Here is a 24,621-nt window from a genome sequence, read left to right as displayed (position 1 = left end):
ATCCTCCTAGCGCCGGAAGGTGAACCAGTTGACATTCAGGTAGTCCGCGGGCTGGCCGCTGGTGAAGGTCAGGTACACGTCGTGCACCCCGGTGACGCCGCTGATGTTGGCCGGGATCGTGCGCCAGCTCTGCCAGCCGCCGGTGTTGGCCACGGCGAACGAGCCGATGGGTGCGTTCGACCGGCTGTCCAGCCGGACCTCGACGAGTCCGCTCACTCCGCCCGCGGCCCCGGAGGCGACCCGGGCGTCGAACTGCGTCGCCGGGGAGCCTGAGCCGAAGTCGATGCCGCGGTAGAGCGCCCAGTCGCCGTTGGCGATCGACCCGATGTGCTGCCCGCCGCCGGTGTCCTGCGCGGCCGCGACGCTGAGGCCGGACTGCTGTTGGAAGTTCTCCGCCTGGAGGGTGCTGTAGGCGTTGCCGCCGCCGGGCGGGGGAGTGGTGGTGGTTGTCGTGGTTGTTGTGGTCGGCGGGGTTCCGCCGCTGGTGTAGACCGCGACGTAGTCGACGACCATCGGGTGGCCGGGCACGGTGGCCGCGGTCGGGGTCCGGCTGCCTGCGAGCGCGTCCGGGAAGGCGCCGCCGATGGCCAGGTTCAGCAGGATGAAGTAGCCCGCGTGCGAGGTCATGTTCTGCCACGTGTCGGCGGGCAGTTGGTTCTGGCTGACGCTGTGGAACTGCTGTCCGTCGACGTACCAGCGGAACTGGTTGGGCGAGACGCTCTGGTCCCACTCGAAGCGGTAGGTGTGGAAACCCGCCTGGCACGCCGAGCCGGGGCACGCGCGGCTGGCGCCGAGGCCGGTGGTCTCGTTGCACGGACCGCCCGGGTTGACTCCACAGTGGAGCACGCCCCACACGGAGTTGATCCCGTTGACGTTCTCCATGATGTCGAACTCGCCGATGCCCGGCCAGTTCCAGTAGTTGCCCCGATAGGGCGACCCGAGCGCCCAGAACGCGGGCCAGTAGCCGACCGCCGCCGCCCCGCCGACGTTGGGCATCTGGATGCGGCCCTCGATGCGCAGCACGCCGCCGGCGGGCGGTTTGAAGTTCGCGCGGTGGGTCTCCAGCCGCGCCGAGGTCCAGTTGCCCGCGCCGTCGCGCCGCGGGGTGATCCGCAGGTTGCCCGCGCCGTCGAGGCTGACGTTGTTCGGGTCGTTGGTGTGCGCGGCGATCTCGCCGGTGCCCCAGTTGCCGGGGCCGCCGGGGTAGCCGTGGCCGAGGTCGAAGATCCAGTTGGCCGAGGAGGGCAGGGAGCCCGCGGCGCCGGTGAAGTCGTCGCTCCACTGCAGGGTCCACCCGGCGGGCGGCGGCGGGACGGCGGCTTGCGCGGAGATGGTCAGGGGGACCGCGACGGCTAGGGCGGCGGTGGCGGCGCCGAGGGCGAGCCGGGTTCGGCGGGCGGGTCGGGGAGGGGAGGTAGGCATGGGGCAGTGACCTCCTTGTCACAGGCAGGGAGCCCTTGTTGTGATCCACAACAAATCTTTGCGTGACCCATGGAAGCGCTCTCACGGCTGATTGTCAACGGTTGAATACGCACCGATGTCGGCGCGAAGATCACCTGGCCTGGCTGGTCAGGCGCCGGTGACGCCGTCGATCGCTTCGCGGAGGAAGTCGGCGTGGCCGTTGTGGCGGGCGTACTCGTGGATCAGGTGGAGCATCACGAGCCGCAGGGACACTTCGGCGTCCCAGCGGGGCTGGAAGCCGGTGACGTCGAGGGACTCGGCCGCCGCCTCGATGCGTCGCGAGTGCTCGACCTCCGCCTCCCACGCGGCGAACGCCTCGGCCCGGGTCGCGCCGGTGGCGTCGTACGCCTCCTGGTAGTCGCTCTTGTCCGACCAGACGAACGGGACGTCCTCGCCGTTGATCACCCGGCGGAACCAGGTGCGCTCGACCTCGCACATGTGTCGGACCAAGCCGAGCAGCGACAGCGTCGACGGCGGGCTCGACTGCCTGCGCAGTTCCTCGTCGCCGAGGCCCTCGCACTTCATCGCCAGGGTGGCGCGGTGGAAGTCGAGGAAGGCGCGCAGGGTCTCGCGCTCGTCGCCGGTCAGCGGCGGCGCGATCCGTTCGGTCGTCATGGCTTGGATTCTGGGCGACAGCGCGGGACGGCGGCCAGGCGGGTCACCACGGCCGTGACCACGGCGTCACCGGCCGTTCGCCGAGCACGCCGTCGATCTCGGTGTCGACGCGCTCGCCGTAGAACGAGATGTAGTCCTTGACGCGCAACGCGTCGTGCAGTGGGTCCACATAGGTCCAGCCGATGTTGCTGCCCTCGAACCCGGACGGTTCATAGCTGAAGTACGCCGCGTGCCCCTTGTACGCGCAGATCGTGTGCGCGTCGGTCGGGGTCAGCACGTCGAGCCGCACGTCCGCGCGGGGGAAGTACCAGCGCACCGGCAGGTGGGTCTCCAGCAGCATCATCGCCCGCGTGCTGTCCGCCAGCACCTGCCCGTCGAGCGCGATCCGCACCCGCCGCGACGACTGGAGCACGTCGATCCGCTTGTACGGGTCGTGCGGGTGGCCGATGACGGTGTCGTCCTCCTCCAACCAGTCGAACGCGCCGAACTCGAGGATCACCCGCCCGCCGAGGTCCGGGTCGTCGGGCTGGAACGCCGAGCCGTGGAACCCGCCATCGATGGTCACCTCGTGTCCCGGCGCGGAGTGCTTGTCGAAGTTCTCCGGCCCCATGATCCGCGGCAGGTCGGCGGCGGGCTCGACGTGCTCGGCCCGCTCGACGGGTGCGGTGAAGTCGTCCCACGGCACCGCGTACATGGGCACCACCCGGCGGGGTTCCCAGATGAGGTACGCGTCGGTGGTGTCGGCGATCGGCCGCCCGCCTGCGGACACCCTGATGCGCTGCGGGCGGGCGTCGTACCGCAGTTCGGTGAGGGCGTCGGGCAGCGCGCTCGCGAATCGGATGGCCATGCGTCGATGGTGCCACCGGCCGGGGGCGCCGGTGTCGGGCCGAACGGCCCGACACCGGCGACCGGTCAGAGCCCGCCGATGTACAGCAGGTAGTTCGCGGTGCCCGCGGGCACCGACTGGATCTTGCTCGGGGTGGCGAGCCCCCAGAGCCCGTTCATCACGTCGATCTGCGACTTGTCGCCGTAGGTCTGCTTGTAGAGCGCGGCCGCCCCGGCGACGTGCGGTGTCGCCATCGACGTGCCGCTGATCGTCTTGACGGTGCCGCCGAGCCACGCCGAGGTGATGTCCGTTCCGGGCGCCAACAGCTGGATGCACTGCCCGTAGTTGCTGTAGGTGGCGTAGCCGTCAGTCCGTGTGGTGGCCCCGATGGTGAACGGCCTGGCCGCGCGGGCCGGCGAGTAGCCGCAGGCGTCGGTGGTGTCGTTGCCGCCCGCGACGGCCAGGAAGACGCCCCGGTCGGCGACGGCGTTCGCCGCGCTGTCCACCGCGGTCGACGGCGGCGCGCCGCCCAGCGAGGCGTTGACGACGGCGGGCTTGCGCGCGTTCGCCGCGATCCAGTCGAACCCGGCGACGACGCCGGACCACGATCCGCGTCCGTCGCAGCCGAGCACCCGCACGCTCACCAGCTTGATCCGCTTCGCCACGCCGAACTTCGTGCCGCCCACGGTGCCCGCGACGTGGGTGCCGTGTCCGTTGCAGTCGACGCCGCGCCTGCCGTCGCCCATCGCGTCGAAGCCGAAGGTCGCGCGGCCGCCGAAGTCCGGGTGCGTGTGCTCGATGCCGGTGTCGAGGATGTAGGCGGTCACCGTCGAACCGTCGTGCGCGGCGGTGTAGGTGCTGTCCAGCGGCAGGCTCCGCTGGTTGATCCGGTCGAGCCCCCACGAGCTGACCGCGCTGCCGTCGCGGATGTCGAGCGCGTTGATCTCCGCGTCCTCCTCGATGCTCTTGAAACCGGGGAGCTTGCGCAGCAGCCCTACCTGCAGCGGGGTCATTTTCGCGGCGAAGCCGTTGAACACCTCACTGTAGGTGAAAAGGGACTTGACCCCGAGTTTGTCGAGAATCGCCTGCAAATTGATTCCCACGTCCAGCGTCACCAGGTACTGCCCGGCGATCGTACTGGACGCCGCCGGTCTGGCGACCTCGGCCGAATTCCCGGTTTCGGCTGAGGCGGCGCCGGCGCCGCTGGTGACCAGTGTGGCGGCGAGCAGCAATGGGATAGCGCGAGACATGTTTACTCCCCGATTCGTGGTGGAACTCCTACTCCCACCACAGTTCTCGCTTCCGGCGGCGCGGGGAATCGCTCGACCGGGTTGGTTTGTTGATCTCGTCAATACGCGCGCGAATTACTTCCGAAGTGCGCGGCGATCACCTACAGGGACTAATTCGACATTTGTGGGAGAGCGCGCCGCCATCGCGGTTCGCCCGGTCGAGACCTTCAGGTGGTGCGGATCGGGTGGGCTATCCCTTCGACCGTACCCGCAGCGCCCAGGTGATCAGTGGGACCTGCAGGGGCAGGCGCAGCAGGGTGCCCACCCGCAAGGGAAGTGGCTTGTCCTTGTAGTCGACCGCCATCTTGATGTTGCCGGGGAGCACCGCGGCGAACAGCAGCGCGGCCAGCAGCCCGCCAGCGCGGCGGGTGCGGGGGTGGGCGACGGCGGCGGCGACCCCGATTTCGGCGAGGCCGGAGCCGTAGGTCCATGTGCGCGGCTTGCCCGGCAACTGGCTGGGGATCATCTTGTCGTAGAAGCGGGGCTGGACGAAGTGCGTGGTCCCCGCCGCGGCGAGGAACAGGGCAAGCTTGCTCGCGGAGTTCATCAGGCCAACCTACCCAGGATGTCCTGGGACTCGATCAGACCCTCGTCGCTGGCGGGTTTGCCTTCGCTGAAGACGCGGTTCGTCTGGCGGGCGCGGAATTCGAGGTGCGCCTCGGCGGGTTTGGCGTAGCCGTAGCGTTCCCGGGCCTCGGCGGGGGTAAGCACTTCGGGGTTGCGCGGCGGGACGCGCAGCTTGACGGGCGCCACCACCGAGACCGTCGACGGCGACAGGAACCGCAGGGCGAACAGTTCGAGACGTGGGCTGAAGTGCAGGATCGTCAGCACGGCGGTCATGATCGGCACGATCAGCGCGTCGACCACTTTGGACTGGCGGATCCCGGCTTCGTCTCGCATCCAACGGGGCAGGGTCGCGATGGTGGCCGCGCGGACGAACGAGCCGAAGAACCGGACGATCGGCCGCAGGAACCGCGGCGCGTCGACGAGGTCGCGCGAGGCGTCGAGCAGGTGGTGCATGGCCTGGCGGGCGATGGGGCTGGCCGACAGGTGCGGGCGCATCCGCTCGAAGTAGGCGCGGACGCCGTCGCGGTCGCGGGGGATGTCGTCGGGGGAGCAGGTCTGGAACTCGGCGGCGACCGCGCAGGCTTCCCAGTACTCGGCTTCCTCTTCGGCGGACAGGCGGCCGGGGCCGTACTTCTCGTAGGCGTAGAGGATGGAGTGCCAGCCGGTGAGCTGGATCCACAGCTGCGAGGCGGGATCGTTGGCGTCGTAGGTGCCGCCGCCGTAGGGGAGATGGCCGATCGCCTTGGCGTGGATCTTGACCAGGACGTCGGCGGCCTTGGCCACGTCGCGCGAGCCCGCGAAGGCGACCATGGCGAAGTAGCGCAGCGTCCGGTCGTAGCGGGTGCGCGGGCGCCGGTAGATGTCCTGCGTGCCGTCCACCGCCGCGACCAGCGCCGGGTCGAGTTCCTCGACGACAACGGCCCGCTGCAGCGCCACCACGGCCGATGCCGGGTGGCCCCAGACCTTCCACACCACCGAGCCCGGCCCGAAGAACCCGTAGTCCTCGTGTGGCTGCACCTCGCTCCGCTTCATGGACCAATTACGACACAGGTGTCGTATTATCGCAAGGTGCCGACCACGACGACTCGCAAACGCAGGCCCTACGCCGCCCGCCTCCCCATCGAGGACCGCCGCGCCCAGCTGCTCGACGCGGCGATGGCGGTGATCATCCGCGATGGCCACGACCGCGTCTCCATCGACGCGATCGCCACCGAGGCAGGCGTCGCCCGGTCGGTCGTCTACGGCGCCTACGAGAACCTGGGCACGCTGCTCACCGCCCTGCTCGACCGCCAGCAGACCCGCGCGTTCACCCAGCTCGTGCGCGCCATGTCCGGCGACCGCGTCGACCTCGCGGCCGGGGTCCGGCGCTGCCTGGACATGCTGCGGGCCGACCCGTCGACGTGGCGGCTCATCCTGCTGCCGCCCGAGGGCACCCCGGCGGTGGTCCGGGAGCGGGTGGAGGCGGACAAGGAACGCGTCCGCGGCCTGTTCGAACGCTGGATCAGCCGCGAGCCGGCCCGGCGGGGCGGCCCGGCGGTCGACCCGGAGATCTGCGCCCACGCGATGCTGGCCTGCGCGGAACACTTCGCCCGCCTGGCGTTGCGCGACCCGGACAGGTTCGACGCGGATCACCTGGCCGCTCAAGCGACGATGATCGTCGGGGCGCTACTGGCCGGGCGATAGGGCGTAGGCGCGGAGGTGGCGGGTGCGGCCGTCGGTGATCTCGGTGACCTGGTCGGCCTCGGTCAGGTGGGCGCGGTTGTGCGTGACCATGACGGTCGTGGTGCCGAGTTCGCTGGTCAGGCGCCGGAGCAGGGCCAGGACCGCGTCGCCCCGTTGGGTGTCCAGTGCGCTGGTGGGTTCGTCGACGAGCAGCAGCGAAGGCTCGTTCATCAGGCCGCGGGCGATGGTCACCCGCTGGCGCTGGCCGCCGGAGAGCTGGGCGGGCCGCCGGTCGGCTTGGTCGGCCAGTCCCACGGCGTCGAGCAAGGCCATGGCCTGGGGGCGGGCTTTGGCGAGGTTGCGGCCCGCAAGGTGGGCGACGACCAGGAGTTGGTCGACGGCGGTCAGGGAGGCCAGCAGATTCGCGCCCTGGAAGACGATGCCGATCTTGGCGCGGCGGACCTTCGTGGCCTCGGCGCGGGGGAGCGCGGCCAGGTCGCGGTCGTCGAGCAGGACGCGGCCGGAGTCGGGGGTGATCAGGGTGGCGGCGACGGCCAGCAGGCTGGACTTGCCCGACCCGGACGGCCCGACCACGGCGGTGAGCGTGCCGGGACGCGCGGTCAGGCTGACCTGGTCGAGTGCGGTGAGTCGGCGGTCGCCGTCGGGGTAGGTGAGGGTGACGGCGTCGAGGTGCAGGGTCATCGGGCGCTCCCAAGGGCGGTGAGGGGATCGACGGTGGTGACGCCGCGCAGGGAGACCGCCGCGCCCAGCAGGCCGAGGACGACCAGCAGCGCGGCGGGGACCAGCAGCGTCGGCGGGTCGAGGACGAACGGCACGGCGGAGGCCGCGGCGGCGCCGATGCCCGCGGCGGCCGCGGTGCCCACGGCGGTCCCGGCGATCAGCAGCGCGGAAGCCTGGCCGAGCGCGTCTCTGAGCAGGTAGCCGGTGGACGCGCCGATGGCCTTGAGAATCGCGATCTCGGTGCCGCGCTGGACGGTCCACACCGTGAAGAACGCGCCGATGACCAGCGCGGAGATCGCGAACAGCAGCGCCCTCATGAGCTGGAGGGAGCCGTTCTCCGCGGTGTAGGAGCCGATCGCGCTGAGGGACTCGGCGACGGTGACGGTCTGGGTGCCGAGCCGGGCGTCGGCCGCGGCGAGGTCGGCGCCCGCGGTCCGCAGGGCGATGACCGTGGCCGGACCGTCGGCGGCCGTCCACACCACCGGAGCGTGGGAGAACTCGCCGTCGCCGGACACGGCCGCGACCGTGACGGGCTTGCCGGCCAGTTCGATCCGGTCGCCCGTGCCCGCCGACAGCGCGGTCGCGGCCTTGGTGGACAGCACGACCTGTCCCGCCGCGACGGCCGGGGCCAGCGGCGAGCCGGGGGCGACGCCGAAGGTGGCCACCCCCGCGCTCGTCCCGTCGTGGACCGCCCTCGACATGGCGACGGTGATGGGGTCGGCCTGGACCACGCCGTCGACCTCGGCCCAGCCTGCTCGCACCTCGGCGGGGATGGTCGACTCGGCGAAGGCGAGCTTCCCGCCCGCGAACACGAGATGGTCGGCGGGCAGGTCGGTGACGGCGGAGGTGTTGCCGCGTCCCAGTCCGGCGGTGAGCCCGGAGAGCAGGACGACGAGCATCGTGATGAGGGTGACGACCGCGCCCATGAGTGCGAAGCGGCCCTTGGCGAAGCGGAGGTCTCGGATGGCGACGAACACGCCTGGGTGTTCCTTTCAGGACCGGGATGGGCTTGGGACAACCGTCTCGCGTGGGCGGCGGGCCGGGCATCACGCCAGGGACGGGTTCCCCGACGTCGAAGGGCGGATCGCCGGGTCAACCTTTCGATTGATGCGGTCGCCCGGACCGGTCGTAGACTGGCCAGGGCCATGACCGAGAGCACCTTCGCCATGCCGATCCCCGCGCTGCTTCGGGTCGGCATGCACCTGCTTGTCTTGGGCCTGCTGGCCTTGGCCGCCGGACGCGCGGTCGTCGACCACACCGCCGCCCCGGCCGTGGTGGCCGTCGCCGCGCTGGTCGGCGCCGTCTACGCGGCTGGTCCGCGCTGGGCGGAGGGGCGTTCCCTCGCGGTGATCGGATTGTGGCTGGGCGCGCTGATGGCGACGTGGCTGGTGCTGCTGGCCCTGACGCCGGTCGCGATCTACCTGGCGTTCCCGTGGTTCTTCCTGCTGCTGCACCTGCTGCCGCGCGCGATCGGCCTGACCGCGGTCGTGCTCACCACCGCGGCCGCCGTAGCCGGGTTCGCCTGGCACCAAACGACCTTCACCGTCGCGATGGCGGTAGGACCGGCGCTGGGCGCGTGCGTCGTCATCGCCACAGTCCTCGGCTACCAGGCATTGCACGCCGAGTCCGAACAGCGCAGGCGACTCATCGTCGAACTCGAACGGACCCGCGCTGAACTGGCCACTGTGGAGCGTCGAGCCGGTGTCCTCGACGAACGCGAACGCCTGGCCAGGGAGATCCACGACACGCTCGCCCAGGGCCTGTCCAGCATCCAATTGCTACTGCGGGCCGCCGAGCGCCACCGCGACCCGGACCGGGCGGTCCTGGTCGAGCAGGCCCGCCAGACCGCGCAGGACAACCTCGCCGAGGCCCGCCGCTTCGTGCGCGCGCTCGCCCCGGCCGACCTGCGGGAGTCCACGCTCCCCGCGGCCCTGGGCAGGCTGTGCGAGACCACGGCGGCGCGGTCCGGGATCGAGGTCGCCTTCCACCTCGAGGGTCCGTCGATCCTGCTGCCCACGCCGATCGAGGTGGCGCTGCTGCGCGTCGCCCAGTCCGCGCTCGCCAACACCACCCAGCACTCGCGGGCGACGCGGGCCGACGTCACCCTGACCGTCATGGACACCACGGTCACCCTCGATGTGGTCGACGACGGAATCGGCTTCGACCCGTCGGTCGGCGGCTTCGGCCTGCACTCGATGCGGTCGCGCACCGCCGAGATCGGCGGCCTGCTCACCGTCGAGTCCCAGCCCGGCGCGGGTGCCGCGGTGACCGTCCACCTGGACCGCCGATGATCAGGCTCCTGCTGGCCGACGACCACCCCATCGTCCGCGCGGGCCTGCGGGCGGTCCTGGAGTCCGAACCCGACCTCGTGGTCGCCGCCGACGTTGGCACCGCCGAGGCCGCGGTGGAGCGCGCGGGCGAGGTCGACGTCGTCCTGATGGACCTGCGGTTCGGCGCGGGCCTCACCGGGATCACCGCGACCAGGGAGATCACTTCGCGCCCCGATGGTCCCCGCGTCATCGTGCTCACCACGTACGACACCGAGGCCGACATCATCGCCGCCGTCGAGGCGGGCGCGTGCGGCTACCTGCTGAAAGACGCCCCGCCGGAGGAACTCGTCGCCGCGGTCCGCTCAGCCGCGGCGGGCCACTCCGCGCTGGCGCCGTCGATCGCCGTGCGGCTGATGGACCGGATGCGGGCGCCCGCGCAGTCGTTGAGCCCGCGGGAGATCGAGGTGTTGCGGCTGGTGGCGGCGGGGCTGTCGAACCAGCAGATCGCGCAGCGGCTGTTCGTCTCGCAGGCCACGATCAAGTCCCACCTGGTCCACGTCTTCACTAAACTCGACGTGGACTCCCGCACGGCGGCGGTCGCCGCGGCCGTGGACCGCGGCCTGATCCGCCACCAGCGATAGCGCCGTCAGACGCTGCGGAGAACGGACACCACCACGCCCAGGATCACCGCTTCGTCGCCGTCGATGTCGGCGAACGCGGGGTTGCGGGCCTCAAGGACGACGTGTCCGTTGCGCAGGCGGTACACCTTGACGGTGGCCTCCCCGTCGATCATCGCGGCGACGATCTGGCCGGAGTGCGCCTCGTGCTGCTGGCGCACGACGACGATGTCGCCGTCGCAGATCGCCGCGTCGACCATCGACTCGCCGCGCACGCGCAGACCGAACACCGTGCCGCGCCCGGTCAGCTCCCGGGGCAGCGCGAGCACGTCGTCGACGTGCTCCTCGGCCGCGATCGGGACACCGGCGGCGATGTCGCCGACGACCGGCACCGACACCGAGTTCCCGGTGGACTCCGCGGCCGCCGTCGGCCGCAGGAACAGCCGCACGTCGATGGGTCGCGACATGGCGTCCGAGCGACGCAGGAAACCCTTGTCCTCCAGGCTCGCCAGGTGCTTCGACACCGCCGACGACGACTTCAACCCGACCGCGTCACCGATCTGGCGGGTGCTGGGGGAGTACCCGTGCCGCACCACCCAGTCCTGGATCGTGGCCAGGATCCGCTGCTGCCGCTCGGGCAGCACGGAGGTGTCGAGGTGGTCGAACGCGTCGTCGTAGGCGGTCACCGGCCGAATCGTAGAGGGTGGACGCCGTCGTCCGCGCGATGACCCGCCGCCCGTCAGTGGCGGCGTTCGCCGGTCGCCGCGTCGGCCTCCGCGCGCCGCGGAGGGTCGGCGCCGGGCCGTGTGCAGGCCAGGGCCGCCACCGTGGTGGCGAACCGGAGGGCGCGGTCGATGTCGGGTTCGGTGAGCGCGCGGAGGCCGTCGTGGCTGAGTGAGCCGTTCTCGTCGAGCCAGTGCAGCAGGCCGCCGCTGAACGTGTCGCCCGCGCCAACGGTGTCCACAACGGACACTTTGGGCGCGGAGCGGCGGTAGGTCTGTCCGTTGTGGAGCGCGACGGCGCCGTCGCCGCCGAAGGTGACCACGACCAGCGGGGTGTCGTGGTCGTCCCGCAGCCGCTGGGCGGCCGCGAGCGGCTCGGCGTCCGGGTAGACCCAGCGGAGGTCCTCGACGCTGACCTTGACGATGTCGCTGACCGCCCACAGCGTGGCCATCCGGTCGGCGAAGTCGGCGCGCGGCCCGACGAGCGCGGGCCGGACGTTGGGGTCGAAGCTGGTGACGCGGTGCTCCCGCTGCGCGGCGAACCACCGCCCGAGCACGCTCCCGCCTGGTTCGAGCACCAGCGCCAGCGAGCCCGAATGCACGGCGCGCACGTCGGCGGGCAGGTCGGGCAGCTCGTGGTCCCGCCACCCCCAGTCGGCGGTGCCCGCGACGTGGAAGCCGTAGGCCGGGCCGTCGTCGGTGTGGGTCACCACCGCCAGACTCGTCGGCTCGACCGCCTTGACCGCGTAGGCGAGGTCGACGTCGTTGTCGGCGAGGTTGCCCGCGAGCAGTTCGCCGAACCGGTCGTCGCCGAACCGGGCGAGCAGCGCCACCGGCGTGCCGAGCCTGGCCAGGGCGATGGCGGTGTTCGCCGGGCTGCCGCCGGGGACCGCGGTGGGATGGCGGGGGTCCTCGACGAACAGGTCGATGAGCGCCTCACCGGCGACGACCACGCGCGGGATCATCGGCTTCATCCATCAAGGATCAACGAGCAGGCGCGTCCCGTCCAGCGTGCTAGGCGGCGCGGCGCTGCTCGGGGTCGCGGGGGAAGGGGACCGGCCCGCGGTCGCGGAGGTCGTTCTTGATCTCCGCGACCACCCACCCGAAACACGTGGCCGCGACGGTGGTGCACCCGACGATCATCGCCCCGAGCCGCAGCCCGTGCGGTCGTGGCAAGTGGTCGGCCGACTCCTGGACGTCCATGGCGACTCCCTCGACGTTTGCCTGGACATCGATGATGCGCCGGGGGAGTGGACTTCCGATGCCTGGGAATTGCGGACATCGCGTGAACTTCGCGGTCAGAGCGGGGTCGCCAGCGCGTACTGGGGCAGGGCGGTGGCGCCCAGGGTCTGCTTCACCGCCGAGTTCTTCTTGCCCAGGATGACCCCCGTCTTCCCCGCGCCCGTGGCCCACGCGACGACCTGGGTGAAGTTGTGGAAGTACAGGTTGGACTTGCCGCCCTCGCCGGGCGGGAGCGCCGCCCACGCTTTGAGGATGGGCCACCGGGGGTGGTCGAGGAGGATGCTCATCCCCACCAGGCGGTTGCTGGGCTGGTCGAGGTACCCCGTCATGACGACATCGGGTTGGGCCAGCAGCGCGGTGAGGTAGGAGATGAACGCGGGCAGCGGCAGGATCGGCACGTCGCGGTGCTTGTCGTAGTTGCGGCGCAGCAGGGTGGCCACCTCGACCGGGTCGAGCTCGCTGCCGGGGACGGTCCGCTCCTCGATGGACGGGTCCTCGGCGAACCTGGCGGCGAGCCTGCGCTGGTCCTGTCCGCGCTTCTTCGCCAGCCGCCTGGTCCAGTCCGCGGTCGTGGCGCAGCCGGTGAGGTCGAGCATCCCGATGTCCTCGGTCTTGCGCAGCAGCCGCAGCCGTCCCGCCACGGCGCCTCGTTCCTCCTCGGCGACCTGGCGGACCAGCATCCCGCGCAGGCCGGGGCCGAGGTGGCGGCGCATCGCCCTGGCGTAGTCGCCGACGATCCGGTCGGCGCCGGAGCCGTCGGCGAACCACCAGCCGGGGACGCCGCTGGAGCCGGGGCCGCGCACGTCGAGCATGCCGACGCGGACTTTCCCGTCGCCGACGAACCGGTGCCGCCGGGTCGACGGGCCGACCCAGGCCGCGGCGACCACGCCGACCGGGCCGTCCTCGTGGAACACCGCGATCGGCTGCGGGGTCCGCGCGCACCACGCCTGGGTGACGAGCACGTCCCACGCCCAGTCGGCGCGCAGGCCCGCCCGCTGCCGCAGGTCTTTCCAGTACGCGGGTTCGGGGTCGAACCGGGGGTCGAGCACCTCGACGGTCATCCGGCCACCGGCCTCGGCACGACGACCACGCGCAGCGGGCGGGGAGTGAAGCCGAGTTTGGCTTTGAGGTCGAGCATGCCCCGACCTGCGCTGAGTGACTTCGCCCCGTTGTCGATCATGTGTCGGATGAACCTCGCGTAGGAGTCGAAATACAGGTGCTGCTTGCCGCCGTCGCCGGGTCGCACGGTGGCCCAGTGCTGGTAGGCCGGGTGCGCTGGGTGGTCGATCATCGTGGCCAGGCCGACCAGCCTGCCCGCGCCCGTGCGATAGGTCAGGGTGTGCACCTCGGGCCGCAGGAGGAACTCGGCGAGATAGCCCGCGGTCACCTTGCCCCGGCTGTCGAGCGTCAGCCTGCCGAACGACTCGCGGTGGGCGTTGATCAGCCCCGCCGCCTCGGCCGGATCGACGTCGGCGCGGGCGGGGGCGAAGGCGGTCGTGAGGTCGGGGTCGGCGGCGATCTTGCGCAGCTGGCCGCGCACGCTGTGCCGCCGGTTGCGCGGCAGCGAGGCGACCCAGTCCTCCAGGGTGGTGAACGCGTTGTCCAGTTCCGCGTAGCCCATCGCGTCCCTGGCGAGTCTGCCCCGGCCGCTGACCATCGCCTCCTCGGGCGGCCGGACACACCGGTACACGACCCCGAGGCAGCCGGGGCCGGTGTAGCGGCAGACCGCCCGCTCGAACGCGCGCAACACGTCGCGGCGCGCGGCGGCGTCGAGGTGTTCGGCGAACGCCCACGCCGGGTAGCCGGACAGCCAGCGGTTGTGCACCTCCACCCAGCGCGGCGCCACTGTGGACAGTCCGCGGACCCGTCCTGGCGTGCCGCGGTCGCCTGCCCGGTAGCTGCCGATCAGCACCACGACCGCCGCCACGATGGCCCCACCCTCGCGGGCGAGCACGAGCAGGTTGGGGCCACCGGACGCGCGGCTCTCCGCGCCCATCAGCCCGTAGTCCCACGTCACGAACGCCTGGTGCGCGCGGCAGAACCGCTGCCAGTCGGCCGGTTCCGGGTCGGTCCTGGGGTCGAGGACGTCGATCACCACGCGCCTCACCGGCCCATCACGGGTCGGGGCACGGCGACCGTGGCGAGTTCGCGCGTGCCGAACCCGAAGCGCCGCTTGACATCCAGCAGCGCGCGGCCCGCCGTCAGCTCCGGCCTGCCATTGTCGATCATGTGGCGCACGCATCGCGCGTAGGCGTCGGCGTAGAGGTACGGCACGCCGCCCTGGCTCGCCGGGGTGGCGGCCCAGTGGTGCATGGCGACGCCGCGCGGGTGGTCGATCATGGTGTTGAACCCGAGCAGCGTGCCCTCCGGCGTGCGGTAGGTCCGGGTGATCACCTCCGGCCTGCGCACGAACGCGTCGAGGTAGGCGGGCGCGACCGGACTGCGGGTGTCCAGGTGCAGGCCGCCGATCCGCGACGGCTGGCCGCCGTCCCAGGCCCGCTGGTCCTGCCGCGCCCGGTGCGCGTTGAGCATGGCCGCCAGTTCGGGCGCGTCCAGGTCCGTCCGGCCCGGGGCCGCCTCGGTGACCAGGCCGGGGTCAGCGGCCAGCCGATCGATCACGGCTCGGCACTCCGGCGCCAAGGATTCGAGCCAGTCCGGAACGCTCATCCCGGTGTTGGTGAGCACCGCGATCGGGTCGATCCTGCGGTACGCGCGGGCCCGGCCCCCGGCGGCCGCGGCGACGTCGTCGCCCATCGCCCGGTACATCACCCCGAGCAGCCCCGGCCCGACCCACTTCGCCAGGGCCCGCTCGAACGCCCGGATGAGCGCGCGCAGGTCGGCGGCGGGCACGTCGTCGGCGGTCACACACGCCGGATATCCCGACAGCAGCGGCAGATACGCCTCGGCCCAGCGCGGGCGCAGGCTCCGCGTCCTTCCCGTCGGCGCGGGCGCGAAGCCGCCCGCCCGCAACGTCCGGCACACCATGACCGCCAGCCCGCCCACCACGCGCGGGCCGTCGCGGAGCACCGCCAGCACCGGCGGGTTGCGCGCGTGCCACGCCTCGATGCCGAGCAGGTCGTAGTCCCACACCGGGTACAGGTCCCTGGCGAACTCCGCCCAGCCGTCGGGTCGCGGGTCGACGCGGGGATCGGCGATCTGGACGGTGAGCGCCGCCGTTCGGATCACTGGTCGGCTCCCCGCGCCTCGGCCGCGACGAGCACCGGGGTGCCGTGCCGCGGGCACCGGCCGACGTCCACCCGGTCCGATCCCGGCACCAGGATGTCGACCAGGCGTGGGGAGTGCTGGCGCAGCAGCGTGAACGCGAGCCCGGACTGGGTGGGTCGCACGTGGACGGACCGTTCATCGAGATGCCAGCGGCCACATCCGGCGAGCGCGCCGAGATACCCGAGCGTGGCGTCGTGCAGGACGCCGAACGGGCCGCCGTCGAGCTGGTCGGCGGCGCGGTGCGGGACCCGGGTGAGCAGAGGCGCGACCCCGTCCGGGAGGGCGGCCCCGAGGAGGGCGAGTTCCTTGTCGGACCCCACGGCGACGACGCGCTGGCCGCGTCGGATCGCGTCGGCCAGCTCGGTGGTCGCGGTGCCCCCGAGGTCGTCGGCGCGCAGCAGGCAGCCCCGGACCCCGGCGGGCAGGTCCGCGGGCGGGTGCGGCGCGTCGGCGTCGAGCAGGGCGACGATGTCGCCGGGGGAGAGTCCGATCGAGAAGGTCAGCGCCGCCCCGAGGCCGCGCGTCGGGTCGAGTTCGGCGGCGCCGCCCGCGAGTGGAACAAGATCGACAAGGTGTCCACGGGCGACGGACGCCGCGCTGGCCCCCTCGGCGCGGCCGCCGGTGCGCCCGGGGACGAGCACGGGGGCGGTGCGGCCGTCGAGCGCCCAGCGTGCCCGGTAGAACGGGACGGTCGCGAAGGTCGATCGCACCAGCCCGCGGTAGGTCCTGCCTCGGATGCGGTGCCGCCAGGTTGTCCACACAGGTCGGCAGTGTGCATCCGTGCTCGAAAATTTCCGCCATGGCCGGCTGAAGTTAGGTCAAATGTCCCACTCGGGAAACCCGCCTGCTAGACCGAGTGGCGCAAATCGTCGAACCGCGTGTTCCGAAACGGGTTGTCTTCGGCATATAACTCCACTGGCCTCACACACCGTGGCTGCCCACGAACCTTGCGTCAGTTGATCGGAGGATCTTCGATGCGACACACGGTTACTCCGAGCGATCAAATGACCACGTTCGGCCAGGATGTGCGGCTCTTAGCGCCATGCCAGGCCACCAGATGACCCACGCCGGTCCGCCGCACCCCATCGCCGCGCTCAGCGTGGTCATCCCCTGCTTCAACGAGGTCGACAACGTCGTCCCGTGCTACGAGGAGATCGTCGGCGAGTTCGGCGACCTCGACCTCGAACTGGTCTTCGTCGACGACGGCAGCACCGACGGGACCCTTGAGGCGATCATCGGCCTGGTGCGGCGGGACCCGCGGGTCCGCTACATCACCTTCACCCGCAACTACGGGTTCGAGGCCGCGTTCTCCGCCGGATACCGGTACGCGGGCAAGCCGTGGATCCTGCACATCGACGCCGACCAGCAGTTCCCCGCCGACCAGGCGCGGCTGCTCATCGACACCGCCGCGACCGGGTACGACGCGGTGTTCGGCGTGCGGACCAACCGCCAGGACCCGAGGCTGCGCCGGTGGGGCACGGCGGCCTTCCACTTCGTGGCACGGCGTGTCCTGCGCATGGAACTGCCGCTGGGCGCCACCGCGTTCCGGGTCGTGCGCACCCCGCTCGCGCGCGCCGTTGTGGCGCTGCGCATGGGAAACCCCCACTTCTTCGCCACCGTGCCCCGGCTCACGAACCGGTACACGACCGTCCAGGTCGGACACCGCGCGCGGCAGCGGGGCGTGTCGAAGGTCGGCTTCGGCTGGCTGGCCAAGCACGCGATCGAGCTGTTCGTCGGCTTCACCGGGCGCCTCGCGACGATCGTCTCGGTCGCCTCTCTCGCCACCGCGGCTGTCTCCATCCTTTTCGGACTCGCCGTGGCTGTTGGGCTTGTCGCCGGTGCCGCCGTCCCCGCGGGCCTGTTCGCCGTGCTCGCCGTCGCGCTCACCGGCACGTCGCTGGTGATCCGCTATCTCGTCGTCGTCGGATCGGGCCAGCCCAGGCCCCGGCTCTATTACATCCGCGACGCCAACATCCCGATCAGCCATGAAGACCGCTTCGACGCCGAGCCGGTCCAGCACGATCTGCTGGCCCCCGAGCCCCGCGTCGGCGGTACCCCGCAGGAGGCGCGCCGATGAAGTCCCTTGTCATCCTCGGTGCGGCCGACGGCTCGGTGAGCACCTACCAGCGCGCGCGGGAACTCGGCTACCACACCATCGCCGTCGACATCCGCCCGTCGGCGGCGGGCGTCGCCTACGCCGACGAGTTCGTGCAGGTCAGCGTGCGCGCGCCGGAGCAGGTCGCGGCGGCGCTGCTGGACCGCGACGACATCGCGGGCGTGCTGTGCCCGGCGAGCGACGTCGGCCTGCCCGCGCAGGCGTGGCTCGCCCGCCACTGGAACCTGCCGAATCCGCTGCCGGAGCGCGCGGTCCAGGCGTCAGTGGACAAGCAGGTGTTCCGCGAGATCTGCGGGCGCCTCGGCCTGCCCAGCTACGGCTCCGTCGGGGGTGTTCCCGGACCCGAACTCGTCGCGGCCGCGCAGCAGCTGAGGTTCCCGGCGCTGGTGAAGCCGGTCGACTCCTCCGGCAGCCGCGGTGTCGTGGCCTGCCCGGGCCCGCGCCGCCTGGAGTCGGCGTTCACCGAGGCGCTGGCGTTCTCCCCGGCGGGGCGGGTGGTGATCGAGGAGTACGTCGACGGGGACCACTTCTCGGTCGAGGCGCTCGTCGAGAACGGCAGAGTCGCCTTCCACGCCGTCACCGAGCGCACGGTCACCCCGCCGCCGTACTTCGTCACCTCGGCCCACCTGCTCCCGGCGGGCCTGCCCGCCTCGGCGAACGAGCAGCTCGTCGCGATGCTCAACGCGGTGTGCGCCGACCTCGGCTACGTCAACGGCCCCATGACCCTCGACGCCGTGCTCGGCAGGGACGGCAACCTGTACCTGATCGAGATGGGCGCCCGCATCGGCGGCAACGGCCTCGCCGAGGTGATCGACACCCACCTCGGGGTCGACATCGTCGCCGGGATGATCGCCGCGGCCGTGGGGGAGCCTCTGCGCCTCGCCGGGCACGCGCCGCGGCCGACGCTCGTGCACCTGCTCACCTCCGACCGGGCGGGCCATCTCGCCGCCATCGAGGGCCTCGACCAGGTCGCGGCCATGCCCGAGGTCCAGCGGCTGAGCCTGTTCGCCGAACCGGGCGACCACGTCCGGCCCTACGAGCAGGCCGGGTACAAGCTCGGGCAGGTCGTGCTGTGCGCGGACAGCGTCGCCGCGCTGCGCGAGGCCGAGGCCAAGATCCGCGGCACGCTCAAGTTCCTGCTCGGCGAGCAGCACGTGGCGGTGCCCCTCCCGTGACCGAGTCCCCGCGCGCGGTGCCGCGGCTGGCCATGATGGTCCGGCTGGTCGCGGGGCGCGGTGCTTTCCGGATCAGCTCGCAGGTCATGGCGATCGCGCTGGTCGTGGTGTGGGGCGCCGACGAGTTCGGCGGCTACGCCAACGCGCTCGGGCTGTGCTCCTGGCTGGTGTACCTGACGATGGCGCCGGAGAAGGCCGCGCTGCGGACCCTGCCGCGCACCCGGGCGACCACCGACGCGGTCGCGCGGCTCGTCGTGCTCGGCGCCGTCGCGCCGGTCGCCGCGGCCCTGGCGGTGCTCGTCGTCGCGCTCGCCGTCGCCCCGGACTCCCCGGCGACGCTGTACCTCGCCGCCGCCGTGTGGTCGCTGGCGGGCGGCACGATGATGACCATCGCGTCGCTGCACCGGCTGCGCGGCAGGCACTGGCTCGACGCCGCCGCGTTCACCGCGGGCGCGGTGGCCGTCCTAGGTGCCACCGGGGCGACGTGGCTGATCCGGTGGTCGCCGCTGCACCACCTGCTGGTGCTGCTCGCCGCGACACTCGCCGTGCTCGGCGCCACCATCGCCGCGCTGCCCCGCGCGTGGCTCATCGGTCGCGGCCGACCGGGGCTGCTCGGCAGGCTCGCCCGCACCAGCGGGCTGCTGGGACTGTCCGATGTGCTCAACGCGCTCGCGGGCTCGTCGGTGTACCTGATGCTCGCCCTCCACGGCCGGACCGCTGACAGCGGACCGTTCTACCTCGCGCTCCTGCTGTCCGGCATGGTCTGCCAATTCCTTTACTACCAGCTGAAACTGGCCCAGCCCGGTGTCTCGGCCCGCCTGCGCGGGCCGGGCGCGGCGCAGGGCCGGGCCAAGGCGCGCGCGCTGCTGCGGCGCGCCGAACGCCTCGGCCTCGCCGTGGCAGGCGTGTTCGCGGTGGCCGTGGCGTTCCCGGCGGTCCGCGCGTTCGTCGACGCGGGCGGGGTGCGCACGATCGCCGTACTCGTGGTGCTGGTGTGCGCCGAGGTCGGTGTGTTCCTGCTCGTCATGTACGCCGGTTTCCTGCTGGAGAACACCAACGGCAAGGCACTCACCACCACCGCGTCCGCCGCGGCGGCCGGGCTCGTGGCGACCGTCGTGTTCGCCGCGGTGGCCGTCCCCGCCTTCGGCGCCGTCGGCGGGTTCCTCGCGATGCTGCTCGCCACCGCCGTCAACGCCTTCGCCATGCGCCGGATCCTGCAGCACCGGCACCCCGAACTGAGCTCGCCGGACCTCCCGGCGCGCGACCGCGTCACCGTCCCCTGATCTACGGAGTCAGCCATGTACGTTCTCGGAATCAGCAGAGTGCACGACTCGGCGGCCGCGCTGATCAAGGACGGGGAGATCATCGCCTTCTCCGAGGAGGAGCGGTTCACCCGCGTCAAGCACGACGGCGGCTTCCCGGCCAAGGCCATCGAGTACTGCCTGCGCGAGGCCGGGATCACCCTCGCCGACGTCGACCACGTCGCCTACTACTGGCAGCGCTGGCGCGAGGGCATCCACGCGGCGAAGGTGTTCGCGCGCTACTTCCCCGGCACGCTCGACGTGTTCCGCAACGAGAACGGCGACGGCGGCGGCAAGGCGGCCGGGCTGGTCGAGACGATCAAGTCCGGCGGCGGCAAGGGCGTCGACGACTACCACGTCGGCGGCGCGGTGATGGCCCACCTGAAGCGCTCCTTCAGCCTCGCCGACGACGTCCGGGCCGCCGTCGGCCACACCGGCCCGACGAAGTTCAAGACCCATCTCGTCGACCACCACCGCGCGCACGCGGCCAGCGCGTTCTACATCTCGCCGTTCGACTCGTCGGCGGTGCTGACCATGGACGGCATCGGCAGCGACGGCACCAGCACGCTGCTCGCGATGGGCGAGGGCAGCAAGCTCACCGACCTGCGGCGGATCAAGTTCCCGCACTCGCTCGGCGCGATGTACGCGATCATCACCGGCTACGTCGGCTTCTACCCGACCAGGGACGAGGGCAAGGTGATGGGCCTGGCCCCGCTGGGCAACGACACCTACGTCGAGGCGTTCAAGGACTTGGTACACCTCGACCCGGACGGCGGGTTCGAGTTGAACCTGTCCTGGTTCCGGCACCACCGCACCGGCAAGCACGTCGTGTCCCAGAAGTTCATCGACACCTTCGGGCCCGCCCGGCCCAAGACCCGGGTCACCGCGGAGAACCCGATCGACCAGCACTACATGGACATCGCCTACGCGCTGCAGGTCACCCTGGAGGAGGCCGGGCTGCACCTCGCCCGCTGGCTGCACCGGCAGACCGGGTCGAAGTCGCTGTGCGTGGCCGGTGGCGTCGCGCTCAACAGCGTGATGAACGGCCGGATCCTGCTGGAGACCCCGTTCGAGGAGTTCTTCGCCCAGCCCGCGGCGGCCGACGACGGCGCCTCGCTCGGCTCCGCGCTCGCCGTCGGCGTCGGCGACCTCGGTCTGCCCCGCCCGACCACCGGCTACACCTACACCGGTCCCGGCTACACCGACGCCGAGATGGAGCAGGCGCTCAAGGACGCGGGGCTCGACTACCGGCGGGTGGACGACATCGCCGCGCACACCGCGGCCAAGATCGCCGACGGCCTGATCGTGGGCTGGGTGCAGGGCCGGATGGAGTGCGGGCCGCGGGCACTGGGCAACCGGTCGCTGGTCGCCGACCCGCGCGACCCCGAGTCCAAGACCAGGATGAACGAGAAGGTCAAGCACCGGGAGGCGTTCCGGCCGTTCGCCCCGTCCTGCCTGGCCGAGCGGGCGGGGGAGTACTTCGCCAGCGGCTACCCGTCGCCGGTCATGCTGCTGGTGTTCGATGTGCTGGAGCACCAGCGCGCGGTCGTCCCCGCGATCACCCACGTCGACGGGACCGCGCGCGTGCAGACCGTGACCGAGCAGGAGAACCCCCTGTACTACCGGATGATCTCCGAGTTCGAGAAGATCACCGGCGTGCCCATGGTCGTCAACACCTCGTTCAACGACAACGAGGAGCCGATCGTGTGCACACCGCAGGACGCGGTGGCGTGCTACCTCAAGACCGATGTGGACGCCCTGGCACTCGGCCCGTTCTGGGTGGAGAAGACGAAGATCGAGGACGACGGCGCATGAGCGAGACGACGACGACCCGGCCGGACCCCGTCGGCGCGGGGGAGCCCGCGTTCGACCGGATCGTGCGGTCGCTGCACGGGGCCAGGAGCTGGCTGTGGCTGGTGTTCGCCGTGCCCGCGGGCGCGCTGGCCGGGCTGATCATGCTGGTGCTCCCGCCGCACCAGGAGTTGGCGAACATCGCCGATTGGGCGTTCCGGCTGAGCCCGTTCGTGTTCGCGGTGCTCGCGGTCGCGGTGCTGCCGCGCGGGCGGTTCGGCCCGGCGCTGTTCCTGCTCGCGACGCTGTTCTACATGGGAGTGCTGGACACCGGGCTCGTCGAGCGGATCCTCGCCTACGGCAAGAACGTGGCCGACCCGGAGGCGTTCGTCCCGGTGTACCAGTTCGAGCTGCTGACGGTCACCTACGTGACCCTGTTCGCGCTGATGGCCTACCGGCTCGGCGGCGCGCGCACCGCGGTGGTGCTCAAGACCGGGATCGCGGCGGTCCTGGTGGTGATCAGCGGCTTGAACGACTTCACCTTCTGGATGATCCACACCTTCGCCAACGGCAAGCCGACGCACTTCACCTGGGCCACCCACATGATCGTCTTCCTGGGCGGGCCGCCGAGCGTGCTGGTCGCCGGGATCTTCGTGGTGGTCCACCTCGGGCTCGCCGCCGCGATAGCCTGCCTGCCGTTGGCGCGGTGGGTCGACCGCGCCGTGGCGAGGCCGGAGGCGCTGGCGTGACCGAGGTGCTGCTCGCCGGGGCGAACCCGTGCGTGACCCTGTCCGACGACGGCACGCCGATCGCGTTCGCCTCGGTGTGGGTGGTCGACTGGTCGATCCACGGCAGCGGCAACGCGATCGTGCTGTGGCACAACGGTTCGGTGCGGGTGCTGGCCACCGACGCGACGCTGGGCCGGTGGCTGGAACGGTATTTCGTACGCCACTTCCCGGAGACCGACGGCCTCGCCTGGCCAGAACCCGAGGTCGAGGTCACCGAGGTCGCCGTCGACATCGACATGGCGGCTGGGGTGATCGCGCGCGCCGCCGACGTGGAGATCGACATGACGGGGGTGCTGCACCGCAGGATGTTCACCACCGACGACTTCAAGCTCGACGGCGTCCCGCATGGCCTGACTCTGCTTCTCGCGCCGCTGCGGGCCGCCGAGATCCGGGTCGGCGGCTCACCGCTGCCCGGGGCGGTCACGCAGGGCGGCGAGCCGGACCGCCCGTCGTCGTCGGCGTTCGCCACGATCGCCGAGGTGTGGACGCTGCCCGGCTAGAACTTCCACTTCCAGTTCTTGTGGACGACCATGCCCTCGGTCGCGGTGGTCTCCAGGACGATCTTGCCCCAATACTTCCCGTTCGGCGCGGGCGTCTTGAAGTAGATCGTCTCCTCCTGCGGCAGGCAGCGCGGCGCGACGTGGCTGGCGCCGACGTTGTCGAAGCCATAGGGCCCGTAGACGTGGAAGATGTCCCACACCGGGGTGTCCGCCTTCTTGGCGAACGTGGGTCCGGTCTCGACCGACACCGTCAGCACCACCAGGTGCCGCCCGGACTTGAGGGGAAGCGGGTTCTTGGCGGTGCAGCCCGGGTCGACCTCGATCTTGTCCACCACGAAGCGCAGGTCCACCGGGGTGTCGACCCACTCGCCGACGTCGACGGTGGCGATGGAGTCCTTGAGCGGGCGCGGCGGGGCGGGGACCGCGGTCCCGGCGACCGTGGAACCACAGCCCGCGAGCAGGAGAAGGCAGGCCGTCGCGGCCAGTCGAGTGCGCACGGCGGCATTCTGCGGCAACCGGGCCGCCGGAGGACGGGATCGGTGAAACTAGTGGCTCATCGGACGCCGCGGGCCTCGGCCAGGGTCGGCCAGCAGAGCAACTCGGCGTAGGTCGAGGTGAGCTCGATGATCCGGCGGACGCACCTCGGCGGGGCGGCGAGACGGCGGGTCGCGCCGGGGCGTTCGTCGGCGCACAGGGCGAGCAGCAGGTCGAGGCCGGTGAGGCTGATGAAGGTGATGCCGGACAGGTCGACCACTACGTCGTGGCCCGGCAACGGCGCCAGGGACTTCCAGATCGCAGGTGCCGTCTGGGCGTCGATCTCGCCGGAGAGTTCGATCACGGTCATCGGCGGGTCGGCCGAGACCTGACGTTGATTCACGTACCGCGCTGTGTCCACCCGACATCCCTGCCGATCCGTCGTGGTCAGATCGGCTGCCAGGGTCCGGGGCAGCTCACTCCAGTTGTACCACCACCGTCAATCGGCACCCGTGATCGCCGGGGACTACGGTTGGTGGGTGAAGAGGCCGCACGGTGAGCGCTGAACGACGCGCGCGGCTGCTGGCGCTGCTCGCGGTGTACGACGGCGTTGAGGGCGTGCTGCACGGCATCTGCGCGCTCTGCGAAGCCGAACTCGCCGTCTCCGGTGCCCGAGTACGGGTGCTCGGCGGCATCGGCGCGGTGCTTCCCCGGGACGACGCGCTCGCCGCGCGCCTCGACGAGGTGGAGGCCGTCGCCGGGCAGGGGCCGTCGGTCGATGCGTTCGACCTGGGGCGGCCGGTCCTGGTGCCCGACCTCGCCACCGACACCGGGCGGTGGCACGCGTTCACCCCGGACGCCGTCGCCTTGGGGGTGGCCGCCGTGTTCGCCTTCCCGCTGCTGATCGGGGCCAGCCGCTTCGGGGTGTTGACGCTGCACCGGCGCACCGCGGGCCCGCTGACCCCAGATCAGCTGCTGGACGCGTTCCTGCTCGCCGACGCGGCGACGTCGGCCATCTTCGACGACCTGCACGGGCCGCCCGCCACGACGCTGCCCGACCTGCTCGACATCCATCCCGAGGTGCACCAGGCCAGCGGGATCGTCGCCGTGCAGCTCGACATCGGGGTCGCCGACGCGTTGGCGCGCATCCGGGCACACGCCTTCGCCAACCGGTTGCCCCTCGCCGAGGTCGCGACAAAAATCATCGAACGCCGCTTGCGGCTGGATTCCGGAGAGTGA

The 24,621-nt window shown here is 71.7% G+C and carries 27 protein-coding genes; 10 read left to right on the top strand and 17 right to left on the bottom strand.

Annotation, left to right across the window (positions count from 1 at the left end):
• Positions 1 to 6: 6 nt before the first annotated feature.
• The 6 genes from ACSHT8_RS10040 to ACSHT8_RS10015 form a co-directional block, all read right to left on the bottom strand.
• Positions 7 to 1,422 carry a carbohydrate-binding protein gene (locus ACSHT8_RS10040; RefSeq protein ID WP_436499940.1) on the bottom strand — a complete coding sequence of 472 codons (1,416 nt, stop codon included), beginning with the start codon at positions 1,420 to 1,422 and terminating at the stop codon, positions 7 to 9.
• 147 nt (positions 1,423 to 1,569) lie between these two features.
• Positions 1,570 to 2,076: a DinB family protein gene (locus ACSHT8_RS10035; protein WP_436499938.1), complete on the bottom strand. Its 507-nt coding sequence runs from the start codon at positions 2,074 to 2,076 to the stop codon at positions 1,570 to 1,572.
• 43 nt (positions 2,077 to 2,119) lie between these two features.
• Positions 2,120 to 2,923: a DUF427 domain-containing protein gene (locus tag ACSHT8_RS10030; protein ID WP_436499936.1), complete on the bottom strand. Its 804-nt coding sequence runs from the start codon at positions 2,921 to 2,923 to the stop codon at positions 2,120 to 2,122.
• Between the two features lie 65 nt (positions 2,924 to 2,988).
• Positions 2,989 to 4,152: a S8 family serine peptidase gene (locus tag ACSHT8_RS10025; protein WP_436499934.1), complete on the bottom strand. Its 1,164-nt coding sequence runs from the start codon at positions 4,150 to 4,152 to the stop codon at positions 2,989 to 2,991.
• Between the two features lie 229 nt (positions 4,153 to 4,381).
• The gene (locus ACSHT8_RS10020) at positions 4,382 to 4,738 is read right to left on the bottom strand and encodes a DoxX family protein (RefSeq protein WP_436499932.1); all 357 of its coding nucleotides are present in this window, start codon (positions 4,736 to 4,738) and stop codon (positions 4,382 to 4,384) included.
• Positions 4,738 to 5,790, bottom strand: coding sequence for an oxygenase MpaB family protein (locus ACSHT8_RS10015; protein ID WP_436499931.1), 1,053 nt, complete (start codon positions 5,788 to 5,790; stop codon positions 4,738 to 4,740). The genes ACSHT8_RS10020 and ACSHT8_RS10015 overlap by 1 nt, the downstream gene beginning before the upstream one ends.
• Positions 5,791 to 5,826: 36 nt before the next feature.
• On the opposite strand from ACSHT8_RS10015, the gene ACSHT8_RS10010 reads away from it, so the two are divergent.
• On the top strand, positions 5,827 to 6,441 hold the full coding sequence (locus tag ACSHT8_RS10010; RefSeq protein ID WP_436499929.1) for a TetR/AcrR family transcriptional regulator: 615 nt from the start codon (positions 5,827 to 5,829) through the stop codon (positions 6,439 to 6,441).
• Here the strand turns inward: ACSHT8_RS10010 and ACSHT8_RS10005 are convergent.
• Entirely contained in the window at positions 6,424 to 7,122 is a 699-nt protein-coding gene (locus tag ACSHT8_RS10005) for an ABC transporter ATP-binding protein (protein ID WP_436499927.1), read from the bottom strand. The genes ACSHT8_RS10010 and ACSHT8_RS10005 overlap by 18 nt on opposite strands.
• Complete coding sequence (locus ACSHT8_RS10000) at positions 7,119 to 8,138, bottom strand: FtsX-like permease family protein (protein WP_436499925.1); 1,020 nt, start codon at positions 8,136 to 8,138, stop codon at positions 7,119 to 7,121. Before ACSHT8_RS10000 ends, ACSHT8_RS10005 begins: the two co-directional genes overlap by 4 nt.
• Positions 8,139 to 8,306: 168 nt before the next feature.
• Here ACSHT8_RS10000 and ACSHT8_RS09995 point away from each other — a divergent pair, with 168 nt between their 5' ends.
• Positions 8,307 to 9,452, top strand: coding sequence for a sensor histidine kinase (locus ACSHT8_RS09995; protein ID WP_436499923.1), 1,146 nt, complete (start codon positions 8,307 to 8,309; stop codon positions 9,450 to 9,452).
• Complete coding sequence (locus tag ACSHT8_RS09990) at positions 9,449 to 10,072, top strand: response regulator (RefSeq protein WP_436499921.1); 624 nt, start codon at positions 9,449 to 9,451, stop codon at positions 10,070 to 10,072. The genes ACSHT8_RS09995 and ACSHT8_RS09990 overlap by 4 nt, the downstream gene beginning before the upstream one ends.
• A 5-nt stretch (positions 10,073 to 10,077) precedes the next feature.
• Here ACSHT8_RS09990 and lexA read toward each other — a convergent pair whose 3' ends face one another.
• The 7 genes from lexA to ACSHT8_RS09955 form a co-directional block, all read right to left on the bottom strand.
• Complete coding sequence (gene lexA, locus ACSHT8_RS09985; RefSeq protein WP_436499919.1) at positions 10,078 to 10,734, bottom strand: transcriptional repressor LexA; 657 nt, start codon at positions 10,732 to 10,734, stop codon at positions 10,078 to 10,080.
• Positions 10,735 to 10,787: 53 nt separating this feature from the next.
• The gene (locus tag ACSHT8_RS09980; RefSeq protein ID WP_436499917.1) at positions 10,788 to 11,744 is read right to left on the bottom strand and encodes a carbohydrate kinase family protein; all 957 of its coding nucleotides are present in this window, start codon (positions 11,742 to 11,744) and stop codon (positions 10,788 to 10,790) included.
• Positions 11,745 to 11,784: 40 nt separating this feature from the next.
• Positions 11,785 to 11,973, bottom strand: coding sequence for a hypothetical protein (locus ACSHT8_RS09975; protein WP_436499915.1), 189 nt, complete (start codon positions 11,971 to 11,973; stop codon positions 11,785 to 11,787).
• 95 nt (positions 11,974 to 12,068) lie between these two features.
• Positions 12,069 to 13,073, bottom strand: a complete 1,005-nt coding sequence (locus ACSHT8_RS09970) for a GNAT family N-acetyltransferase (RefSeq protein ID WP_436499913.1) — start codon at positions 13,071 to 13,073, stop codon at positions 12,069 to 12,071.
• On the bottom strand, positions 13,070 to 14,119 hold the full coding sequence (locus tag ACSHT8_RS09965) for a GNAT family N-acetyltransferase (protein WP_436499911.1): 1,050 nt from the start codon (positions 14,117 to 14,119) through the stop codon (positions 13,070 to 13,072). The genes ACSHT8_RS09970 and ACSHT8_RS09965 overlap by 4 nt, the downstream gene beginning before the upstream one ends.
• A complete protein-coding gene (locus ACSHT8_RS09960; protein WP_436499909.1) occupies positions 14,116 to 15,198 on the bottom strand; it encodes a hypothetical protein in 1,083 nt (360 codons plus the stop codon). The genes ACSHT8_RS09965 and ACSHT8_RS09960 overlap by 4 nt, the downstream gene beginning before the upstream one ends.
• Positions 15,195 to 15,947: a hypothetical protein gene (locus tag ACSHT8_RS09955; RefSeq protein ID WP_436499907.1), complete on the bottom strand. Its 753-nt coding sequence runs from the start codon at positions 15,945 to 15,947 to the stop codon at positions 15,195 to 15,197. The genes ACSHT8_RS09960 and ACSHT8_RS09955 overlap by 4 nt, the downstream gene beginning before the upstream one ends.
• A gap of 332 nt (positions 15,948 to 16,279) precedes the next feature.
• On the opposite strand from ACSHT8_RS09955, the gene ACSHT8_RS09950 reads away from it, so the two are divergent.
• Genes ACSHT8_RS09950 through ACSHT8_RS09925 form a run of 6 tightly spaced genes read left to right on the top strand, consistent with a single transcriptional unit; the run spans position 16,280 to position 22,908 of the window.
• The gene (locus ACSHT8_RS09950; RefSeq protein WP_436499905.1) at positions 16,280 to 17,314 is read left to right on the top strand and encodes a glycosyltransferase family 2 protein; all 1,035 of its coding nucleotides are present in this window, start codon (positions 16,280 to 16,282) and stop codon (positions 17,312 to 17,314) included.
• Positions 17,311 to 18,528: an ATP-grasp domain-containing protein gene (locus ACSHT8_RS09945; RefSeq protein WP_436499903.1), complete on the top strand. Its 1,218-nt coding sequence runs from the start codon at positions 17,311 to 17,313 to the stop codon at positions 18,526 to 18,528. Before ACSHT8_RS09950 ends, ACSHT8_RS09945 begins: the two co-directional genes overlap by 4 nt.
• Positions 18,525 to 19,811 carry a hypothetical protein gene (locus ACSHT8_RS09940; RefSeq protein ID WP_436499901.1) on the top strand — a complete coding sequence of 429 codons (1,287 nt, stop codon included), beginning with the start codon at positions 18,525 to 18,527 and terminating at the stop codon, positions 19,809 to 19,811. The genes ACSHT8_RS09945 and ACSHT8_RS09940 overlap by 4 nt, the downstream gene beginning before the upstream one ends.
• 15 nt (positions 19,812 to 19,826) lie before the next feature.
• Complete coding sequence (locus tag ACSHT8_RS09935) at positions 19,827 to 21,644, top strand: carbamoyltransferase family protein (protein ID WP_436499899.1); 1,818 nt, start codon at positions 19,827 to 19,829, stop codon at positions 21,642 to 21,644.
• Entirely contained in the window at positions 21,641 to 22,369 is a 729-nt protein-coding gene (locus ACSHT8_RS09930) for a hypothetical protein (RefSeq protein WP_436499897.1), read from the top strand. Before ACSHT8_RS09935 ends, ACSHT8_RS09930 begins: the two co-directional genes overlap by 4 nt.
• Positions 22,366 to 22,908, top strand: coding sequence for a hypothetical protein (locus tag ACSHT8_RS09925; RefSeq protein WP_436499896.1), 543 nt, complete (start codon positions 22,366 to 22,368; stop codon positions 22,906 to 22,908). The genes ACSHT8_RS09930 and ACSHT8_RS09925 overlap by 4 nt, the downstream gene beginning before the upstream one ends.
• On the opposite strand, the gene ACSHT8_RS09920 is transcribed toward ACSHT8_RS09925, so the two are convergent.
• Complete coding sequence (locus ACSHT8_RS09920) at positions 22,905 to 23,405, bottom strand: hypothetical protein (RefSeq protein WP_436499894.1); 501 nt, start codon at positions 23,403 to 23,405, stop codon at positions 22,905 to 22,907. The genes ACSHT8_RS09925 and ACSHT8_RS09920 overlap by 4 nt on opposite strands.
• A gap of 56 nt (positions 23,406 to 23,461) precedes the next feature.
• Positions 23,462 to 23,803 (bottom strand): STAS domain-containing protein, encoded by a 342-nt coding sequence (locus ACSHT8_RS09915; RefSeq protein WP_436499892.1) that lies wholly within the window; start codon positions 23,801 to 23,803, stop codon positions 23,462 to 23,464.
• Between the two features lie 134 nt (positions 23,804 to 23,937).
• Between ACSHT8_RS09915 and ACSHT8_RS09910 the strand changes: the two genes are divergently transcribed.
• Complete coding sequence (locus ACSHT8_RS09910; protein ID WP_436499889.1) at positions 23,938 to 24,621, top strand: GAF and ANTAR domain-containing protein; 684 nt, start codon at positions 23,938 to 23,940, stop codon at positions 24,619 to 24,621.

Origin of the sequence: Actinokineospora sp. HUAS TT18 (assembly GCF_051364635.1) — a bacterium.
In the GTDB taxonomy this organism is placed as follows: Bacteria; Actinomycetota; Actinomycetes; order Mycobacteriales; family Pseudonocardiaceae; genus Actinokineospora.
The sequence above is the reverse complement of the archived record's forward strand: the minus strand, read 5'-3'. Positions and strand labels throughout refer to the sequence as shown.